The following is an 8,223-nucleotide window of genomic DNA, read 5'->3' as shown; positions in this document are numbered from 1 at the left end:
GAGACTGACGAGCGACCCGATCCGGACCTCGTTAGGGCTGCTTCCTTCCGGACCTGACCCGGTTGGCGAGTGGCTCGTCCACCGCCAATCTCCCGGCCCCTATTTGGGGCCAAAAGGGCCGGAAAGCAAGCGGGACGGGGTGGGGTTTGCCAGACTTGTGCAGAAACGCGGAAAGGCATTAGTTGCCGTCATGCCCGGCCATGATGAGGAAATATGCATGCCTTCTGACGCCCCCGCATGGTCGCTGCATTCACAGCTTCAGAAAGACACCATCGACATCGGCGACCTGCCGTTGTGCCGGGTTCTCGTCATCAAGGATGCGCATTACCCTTGGCTGTTGCTGGTGCCGCGCCGCGCCGACGCGGTGGAGATCATCGACCTCGACGAGGTCGAGCAGGCGCAACTGATGACCGAGATCAGCCGCACCGCGCGCGCGCTCAAGGAGGTCACCCACTGCGACAAGCTGAACATCGCCGCTCTCGGCAACGCGGTGCCGCAACTGCACGTGCATGTGATCGGGCGCCGCACCACCGACGTCGCCTGGCCGCGTCCGGTCTGGGGAGTGATGCCGCCACTGGCGCATGACGCCGAGGAAGTGCAGAATTTCATCAGCGCGCTTCGCCGCAAGATCTGGCTTGGTTAGGACATGACAGCATTCGATTCGTTTCCTCTCGGGAAGCCGGCCTTCGTCACCGATATCCTCGACCGCGCCGCGCATCTGCGCGGCGACGATACGAAGCTGATGGCGCTGGAAGGCCGTCGCGACGCGCGCGCCTATGTGGTGCATCGCGACTCGCTGGTGGTGAAACAGGACGCCGGCGCTCCGCGCGCGCTTCTGAGCATCGACGAAGCGCTGAAATTCGGCGCCAATCCCGGCACGATCTTCTTGGGCTTGCGCGACGGCGCCCCGGTGTTCGGCATGGGTATCTCGGCCGCAGCGGTCGAAAGCCTGCTCCCGCGTGACGACGTCAAGGTCAGTGAACTGCGCGGCATGGCGATGCAGGGCCTGGTGCCGCCCGGCCAGCTCTCGGCGATCGCGATCGCGAAATCGATGGTGAACTGGCATCAGCGCCACGGCTTTTGCGCCAATTGCGGAGCCCGCACCGCAATGAGGGAAGGCGGCTGGAAGCGCGAATGCCCGAACTGCAAGGCCGAGCATTTTCCCCGCACCGACCCCGTCGTCATCATGCTGGTGACCTCGGGCGACAGGGCGCTGATGGGACGGCAGAAGCAATTCCCGCCGGGGATGTATTCGTGCCTTGCCGGCTTCGTCGAAGCCGCCGAGACCATCGAGGACGCCGTCCGCCGCGAAATCTTCGAGGAATCCGGAATTCGCTGCACCGACGTGAATTATTACATGACGCAGCCCTGGCCCTATCCGTCATCCCTGATGATCGGATGCACCGCGCGCGCCACCAACGAGGATATCGTGGTCGACCGCACGGAATTGGAGGATGCTCGCTGGTTCGACCGGGCGGAAGCGACCTTGATGATCAAGCGGCAACATCCCGACGGTCTGGCGGGACCGCATCCGTTTGCCATCGCCCATCATCTGCTCGGGCGCTGGCTGCATGGCGGAGAGAACACGCGCGCATAGCGGGGAACGGTTAATGGCCCAGTCGATTAGTGCGGGATATTGGTTCCGGCAGCAGGCGGAACCGGCATGACGGAACCCCGCATGAACTTCCACACCGCTGCGCCGAAGATTCCGCCGCGCATCCTTTGCGTCGGCATACCGGTCCGTGACCTGACTTTTCGCGTCAGCGGCGTTCCCGCCCGCGGCTCCAAGGAGAACGCCAGCCATTTCGACGAGATCTGCGGCGGCAACGCGCTCAACGCCGCGATCGGAATCGTCCGCCTCGGCGGCCGCGCCTCGATCTGCGGCCCGATGGGCGACGCCCGCGAAGCATCGAGCCGCTTCATCTTCGAAAAACTCGCCCATGAGGGGATCGAGACCAAACACATCGTCCATATGCCCGGGCTGGTGACGCCGATTTCGGCCGTCATGGTCGATCCCAGCGGCGAACGCACCATCGTGACCTTCCGGGATCCGGAGCTGTGGAAGGTCGACCTGCCCAGCACCGAGATGCTGCTGGAGGATTGCGCCGCCATCCTCACCGAGAGCCGCTGTGCCGGATTTTGCACCGATTTGTGCGCCGAGGCGCGCCGGCGCGGTATCCCCGTGATCGTGGATGTCGACCGCGCGATGTCGCTGCGGGAAGGGTTGCTGACCGCATCATCCCATCTTGTGTTCTCGAGCGAGCCGCTGCAGGAAACCGCCGATGTCACTGACGACGGCCAGGCGCTGAAAAAGATCGCGAAACTGACGCCGTCGTTCCTGGCGGGTACGCGAGGGCCGAAAGGCACGATCTGGCTCGACGCGCAGGGCCATCTGCAGGAGACGCCGGCCTTCCCGGTCCACACCGTGGATACCCTCGGCGCCGGTGACGTGTTCCATGGCGCTTTCGCGCTCGCCATTACCGAGGGGCAGGACATTCCCGGCGCGTTGCGGTTTGCCTCGGCCGCCGCCGCCCTGAAATGCACCCGCTTCGGCGGCGCCTTCGCCGCCCCGCAACGTGCTGAAGTCACGGAGCTTTTGAGCCAGGGCCAGCCGGCCAGCCCGGTCCGGACCGGGCAATAGGAGGGGGCTTGCCTTAGAAGATTTTTCTATATATGAGGGTATTCAACCCCATAAATGGAACAAAGTTCTTCTCATGACCGATCTCGCCGTTCAGCTCCATGAGCCCAATCGCCGCCTCGACGCCATCGACCGCAAGATCCTGACGGTCCTTCAGGAGGACGCCTCGCTCTCCGTCGCCGAGATCGGCGACCGGGTGGGGCTGTCCTCGACGCCGTGCTGGAAGCGGATCCAGCGGCTGGAGGCCGACGGCGTCATACTGCGCCGGGTCGCCCTGGTCGACCAGAACAAGATCGGGCTCGGGATCACCGTGTTCGTCTCGGTCGAGAGCGCCGATCATTCCGAGGCCTGGCTGCGCAAATTCGCCGACGCCGTCAGCTCCATGCCGGAGGTAATGGAATTCTACCGGATGGCAGGCGACGTCGATTACATGCTGCGCGTCGTGGTCGCGGACATGCAGGGCTATGACGTGTTCTACAAGAAGCTGATCAGCGCCGTACCGCTGAAGAACGTCACCTCGCGCTTCGCGATGGAGAAGATCAAGTCGGTCACGGCATTCCCGATCCCGGCGGCTGCTTAGCGAGGCGATTGCGCCACCGCAGTTGTCATACGCGGGCTTGACCCGCGTATCCATCAATCTTCACAAAAGGCATTTTCCCAAGCGGATGGATTGCCGGGTCAAGCCAGGTCAAGCCCGGCAATGACGCGACAGGACTTCAAATCTTCTGATTATATTCGCCGACTTCGGGATGGGTGCGCAGCACCGAATCCATCGCCTCGAACAAATCGTGCATGCGCTGTTCCGAGGCCGGGCTCTCCACCACCACGACCAGTTCCGGCTTGTTGGAAGACGCCCGCACCAGGCCCCAGCTGCCGTCCTCGACGGTGACGCGGACGCCGTTGACGGTGACGAGATCGCGGATCCTTTGTCCCGCGACCTTCTCACCCTTGTTCTGCATCGCCTCAAAATGCTTCACCACGGCATCGACAACGCCGTATTTGGTCTCGTCCGCGCAATGCGGCGACATGGTCGGCGACGACCAGGTCTTCGGCAGCGCGTCCTTCAGGTCCGCCATCGACTTGCCGGGCGCGCGATCCAGCATGTCGCAGACCGCGATCGCCGAGATCAGGCCGTCGTCATAGCCGCGGCCGTACGGCTTGTTGAAAAAGAAGTGGCCGGATTTCTCGAAGCCGGCCAGCGCGCCCAATTCGTTGGTGCGGCGCTTCATGTAGGAATGGCCGGTCTTCCAATAGGTGGTCGTGGCGCCCTGCTTCTGCAGCACGGGATCGGTCACGAACAGCCCGGTCGATTTAACGTCGACCACGAACTGCGCATTCTTGTGGATCGCCGACATGTCCCGCGCCAGCATCACGCCGACCTTGTCGGCAAAGATTTCCTCGCCGGTGTTGTCGACCACGCCGCAGCGGTCGCCGTCGCCGTCAAAACCGAGACCGACATCGGCCTTGTGCCTGAGCACCTCGTCACGGATGGCGTGCAGCATTTCCATGTCTTCGGGATTGGGATTGTATTTCGGAAAGGTGTAGTCGAGCTCGGTGTCGAGCGGGATGACCTCGCAACCGATCGCTTCCATCACCTGCGGCGCGAACGCGCCCGCGGTGCCGTTGCCGCAGGCAACCACCACTTTCAGCTTGCGCTTCAGCTTCGGGCGTTTTGTCAGGTCCGCGATGTAGCGCGCCGGAAAATTCTCGTGAAACTGATAGGACCCGCCGGCCTTGTTCTTGAAGTCGGCATTGAGCACGATTTCCTTCAGCCGGGTCATCTCGTCGGGGCCGAAGGTGAGCGGCCGGTTGGCGCCCATCTTGACGCCGGTCCAGCCGTTGTCGTTATGCGAGGCCGTCACCATCGCGACGCAGGGCACGTCGAGTTCGAATTGCGCGAAATACGCCATCGGCGTCATGCAAAGGCCGATGTCGTGCACCTTGCAGCCCGCGGCCTGCAGCCCCGAGATCAGCGCGTATTTGATCGAGGCCGAATAGCCGCGGAAGTCGTGGCCGGTCACGACTTCCTGCTTGACGCCGAGTTCTGATATCAGCGCGCCCAGCCCCATGCCCAGCGCCTGGACTCCCATCAGGTTGATTTCCTTACCGAATAGCCAGCGCGCGTCATATTCGCGGAACCCGGTCGCCTTCACCATCGGCTCGGATTCATAAGCGTAGGTATTGGGAACCAGCGCGGCTTTCGGCTTTGGGAACATTCAAATGGCCTTGTCGTGAAATGAAAGGAATTGCACCGCAGCAATAGCGAATGCGCAGGCCCAACGGAAGGCGAAACGGCCGTTTTGTGGCGATTAGATTAATCGGGGAAATTGGCAGCCAGGAGCCTTATTGCTCGAGCACTATCTGGCCGTTGGCGTATTCGAAGCGCTTCAGCTTCGACAGAAACGACAGGCCGAGGAGGTTTTCCGACAGCGCCTCGTCCGGCAGCACCATGGCGTCGACGTCGCGCACCACGAGCCCGCCGATCTCGACCGAGGCGATGCGCGTGCGCGCCCCCTTGATGGTGCCGTTGGCGGTGGTGACGATGGCGTTATATTCGCCCCGCGACGGGCGCAGCCCGAACCGCGCCGCGGAAGTTTCGTTCAGAGCCACGACGGATGCGCCGGTATCGACCATGAAGCCGATGCGCTGGCCGTCGATCCGCCCCTCCGCGAGGAAATGACCTCTGACATCGCGGGGGATGCTCATGCTGCGGGATCCCCCCTGCCCCACCGTCTCGGCGGAAGCCGTGTTTCGTGCGGCTGCATTGGCAAAGGCGGGCGTCGCCGGCGTCATCTTGTCCGCCATCTGCGCCATCACGGTGCCGAGGACGACCATCAAGGCGGCAAAGATCATCAGGTTACGCATCACGCCACATCCGATCAGATCCACAATATCACCACCGCGACCGATCGCGGGCCGCTAAGGATGCCATTTTGACGAAAAGGATGAGCGAAGCGTTAACGGGGCGGGTCGTCAAACGCGGGCTTGACCCGCGTATCCACCAATCTTCGAAAAAGAGCCTTCTCGAAGGATGGATTGCCGGGTCATCTGCCGCGGAGAGGCGCTCCGCGCTTTTGCCCGGCAACGACAAGTGGTGGCCCTCACGTCCCCCGCGGCTTCACCCGCCGGGTCGGCATCGCGCTGGCGGGGTCCTCCGGCCAGGGATGCCGGGGGTAGCGCCCGCGCAAATCGGACCGCACGGCGGCGTAGCTGCCGCGCCAGAAACCCGGCAGGTCGCGCGTGACCTGCACCGGCCGATGCGCCGGCGAGAGCAATTCCAGCACCAGCGGAATCGCGCCTTTGGCAATGGTGGGATGGGTGTTGAGCCCGAACAATTCCTGCAACCGGACCGCAATGGTCGGGCCCTGCTCGGCCTCGTAGTCGATCGCAAGCATGGTGCCGGTGGGCGCCTCGAAATGCGTCGGCGCTTCGCGCTCCAGCCGGGCGCGCAATTCCCAGGGCAACAGCGTCATCAGCGCGTCCGACAGATCGCCCGCCGAAAATTCCTTCAGCGAGGTCTTGTCGTACAGCGCGGGCACCAGCCACGTCCCGCGCTGTACCGCTAGCCCATCGTCCGAGAGATCAGGCCAGGAATGTTCTGAAGCTTCTCCCTCGGCCTTGCGCAGGAACATCACCCGGTCGCGCCACTGCTTGGCCGGTTTCGACCACGGCAATCTGTCGAGACCAACCGAGATCAAGCCATCGGCCAGCACCCGCGCAGTCTCGGCCGAGGGCCGCAGCGCAAGTGGCGCTTCCGACAGCGTGATCGCGTGCAGCGTCTTCTTGCGCCGCGCCCGCAGCGCAAGCGCACCTCGATCGAACGAAATCTCGTCCGCGTTCTCGATATGATCGGCGAAACGTATTTCGATTTCGGCTTGCGTGATCGGCGCCGCCAACAGGATGCGCCCGTTGGCCGCGGTGCCGGTCAATTCCGCCACCGCGATATAGGGCGTGCGCGCCAACGCCGAAGCCCGATCCACGGCGGCGCCGCGCCCGTTGGCGAGCACGAAACTGCCATTGCCCCGGTTGCGCGCCACACGATCGGGAAAGGCGAAAGCGAGCATGACGCCGGTGGAGGGTGACGTGTCCACGCCGGACGCCCCTTTGGTGGCCGCCACCTGCGAGGCCCAGCGCTGGGCGAGAGCGCGCGCGCTGGCGGCGCGCGGCGAGCGGTCGCGGCGGAACTGGTCGAGCCTGAAATCGAGATCGACGCTGTCGCCGCCGAGCCCGCGCTCGGTGAGCACGGCGGCGATTTCGGCGGCCTCCTCGCCCGCGCCCAACGATTGCGAATCCACGATCATCCGCGCCAGCCGCGGCGGCAGCGCCAGCGCGCGCAAACTCTTGCCTTCCGCCGTAATCCGGCCGTCGGCATCGAGCGCGCCGAGTTCGCGCAGCAGGCTTCGCGCTTCCTTCAGCGCGGGCGCCGGCGGCGGATCGAGGAACGCCAGCGTGGCGGGATCGCTGACGCCCCATTGCGCGAGGTCGAGCACCAGCGAGGATAAATCGGCGCTCAGGATTTCCGGCTGGGTGTAGGCCGCCAGCGACGCGGTCTGCGGCTCGTCCCACAGCCGGTAGCACACGCCGGGCTCGGTACGGCCGGCGCGGCCGCGGCGCTGATCAACTGCCGCGCGCGAGGCGCGCACAGTTTCCAGCCGCGTCAGCCCGATGTCGGGCTCGTAGCGCGGCACCCGCGCCACGCCGGAATCCACCACGATGCGCACGCCTTCGATGGTCAGCGAGGTCTCCGCGATCGAGGTTGCCAGCACCACCTTGCGATGGCCCTTCGGCGCCGGCTGGATGGCGCGATCCTGCACGGATGCTTCCAGCGCGCCGAACAGCGGCACGATTTCGATGCCAGCGTCGTGGATGCGCTCGGCGAGAAAATTCTGGGTGCGACGGATTTCCGCGGCTCCCGGCAGGAACGCCAGCACCGAGCCGGGATCGGCGCGCAGCGCCAGCGCGATCGCATCCGCCATCTGCCGCTCCAGCGGCGCATCCGGTTTGCGGCCGAGATAGCGCGTCTCGACCGGAAAGGCGCGGCCTTCGCTTGCTATCACCGGCGCGTCGCCGAGCAATCTTGCCACCCGCGCGCCGTCGAGCGTGGCCGACATCACGAGAATGCGCAGTTCCTCGCGCAAGCCGGTTTGCGCGTCGCGCGCCAGCGCCAGGCCCAGATCGGCATCGAGCGAGCGTTCATGAAACTCGTCGAACAGCACGGCGGCGACGCCATTCAGCTCCGGATCGTCGAGGATCCGGCGCGAGAAGATGCCTTCGGTGACGACCTCGATTCGCGTGGCCCGCGATACTTTGGAGCCGAAGCGGACGCGGTAGCCGACGGTCTCGCCGACGCGTTCTCCGATCGTCTTGGCCATGCGTTCGGCGCTGGCGCGGGCTGCGATGCGGCGCGGCTCCAGCACGATGATCTTCTGGTTCTTCGTCCAGGGTTCATCGAGCAGCGCCAACGGCACCCGCGTGGTCTTGCCGGCGCCGGGCGGCGCCACCAGCACCGCGACGTTACGGCTCGCGAGCGCGCGCGCGAGCTCGTCGAGGACAACGTCGATGGGTAAGGGCGTATCGAAGGAGCG

7 protein-coding genes and 1 other RNA gene are annotated in these 8,223 nt (G+C 64.8%); 4 read left to right on the top strand and 4 right to left on the bottom strand.

Going from position 1 to position 8,223, the window contains the following annotated elements; all coding sequences use genetic code 11:
* Positions 1–89, bottom strand: an RNA gene (ffs, locus tag QZ213_RS20530) — signal recognition particle sRNA small type.
* Between the two features lie 128 nt (positions 90–217).
* Between ffs and QZ213_RS20525 the strand changes: the two genes are divergently transcribed.
* The 4 genes from QZ213_RS20525 to QZ213_RS20510 all read left to right on the top strand — a co-directional run bounded on the left by QZ213_RS20525 (position 218) and on the right by QZ213_RS20510 (position 3,218).
* Positions 218–643 carry an HIT family protein gene (locus QZ213_RS20525; RefSeq protein WP_291687927.1) on the top strand — a complete coding sequence of 142 codons (426 nt, stop codon included), beginning with the start codon at positions 218–220 and terminating at the stop codon, positions 641–643.
* Positions 644–646: 3 nt separating this feature from the next.
* Positions 647–1,597: an NAD(+) diphosphatase gene (nudC, locus tag QZ213_RS20520; protein WP_291687925.1), complete on the top strand. Its 951-nt coding sequence runs from the start codon at positions 647–649 to the stop codon at positions 1,595–1,597.
* 81 nt (positions 1,598–1,678) lie between these two features.
* Complete coding sequence (locus QZ213_RS20515) at positions 1,679–2,641, top strand: sugar kinase (protein WP_291687926.1); 963 nt, start codon at positions 1,679–1,681, stop codon at positions 2,639–2,641.
* Positions 2,642–2,714: 73 nt separating this feature from the next.
* Positions 2,715–3,218: an Lrp/AsnC family transcriptional regulator gene (locus QZ213_RS20510; RefSeq protein ID WP_291687924.1), complete on the top strand. Its 504-nt coding sequence runs from the start codon at positions 2,715–2,717 to the stop codon at positions 3,216–3,218.
* A 136-nt stretch (positions 3,219–3,354) separates the two neighbouring features.
* Here QZ213_RS20510 and QZ213_RS20505 read toward each other — a convergent pair whose 3' ends face one another.
* From QZ213_RS20505 to hrpB, 3 genes are all read right to left on the bottom strand, one after another.
* Positions 3,355–4,854 carry a phosphomannomutase/phosphoglucomutase gene (locus tag QZ213_RS20505; protein ID WP_291687923.1) on the bottom strand — a complete coding sequence of 500 codons (1,500 nt, stop codon included), beginning with the start codon at positions 4,852–4,854 and terminating at the stop codon, positions 3,355–3,357.
* A 127-nt stretch (positions 4,855–4,981) separates the two neighbouring features.
* Entirely contained in the window at positions 4,982–5,503 is a 522-nt protein-coding gene (locus tag QZ213_RS20500; protein ID WP_291687922.1) for a TIGR02281 family clan AA aspartic protease, read from the bottom strand.
* A gap of 236 nt (positions 5,504–5,739) precedes the next feature.
* A partial coding sequence (gene hrpB, locus QZ213_RS20495) for an ATP-dependent helicase HrpB (protein ID WP_291687921.1) occupies positions 5,740–8,223 on the bottom strand: 2,484 nt, incomplete at its 5' end.

The organism is Bradyrhizobium sp. (assembly GCF_017881085.1).
Lineage (GTDB): Bacteria > Pseudomonadota > Alphaproteobacteria > Rhizobiales > Xanthobacteraceae > Bradyrhizobium.
The sequence above is the reverse complement of the archived record's forward strand: the minus strand, read 5'-3'. Positions and strand labels throughout refer to the sequence as shown.

Bases quoted from the DNA above. Each gene is read 5' to 3' on its own strand.
- QZ213_RS20525 (WP_291687927.1), top strand. From the start codon at position 218: ATGCCTTCTGACGCCCCCGCATGGTCGCTGCATTCACAGCTTCAGAAA.
- nudC (WP_291687925.1), top strand. From the start codon at position 647: ATGACAGCATTCGATTCGTTTCCTCTCGGGAAGCCGGCCTTCGTCACC.
- QZ213_RS20515 (WP_291687926.1), top strand. From the start codon at position 1,679: ATGAACTTCCACACCGCTGCGCCGAAGATTCCGCCGCGCATCCTTTGC.
- QZ213_RS20510 (WP_291687924.1), top strand. From the start codon at position 2,715: ATGACCGATCTCGCCGTTCAGCTCCATGAGCCCAATCGCCGCCTCGAC.
- QZ213_RS20505 (WP_291687923.1), bottom strand. From the start codon at position 4,854: ATGTTCCCAAAGCCGAAAGCCGCGCTGGTTCCCAATACCTACGCTTAT.
- QZ213_RS20500 (WP_291687922.1), bottom strand. From the start codon at position 5,503: ATGCGTAACCTGATGATCTTTGCCGCCTTGATGGTCGTCCTCGGCACC.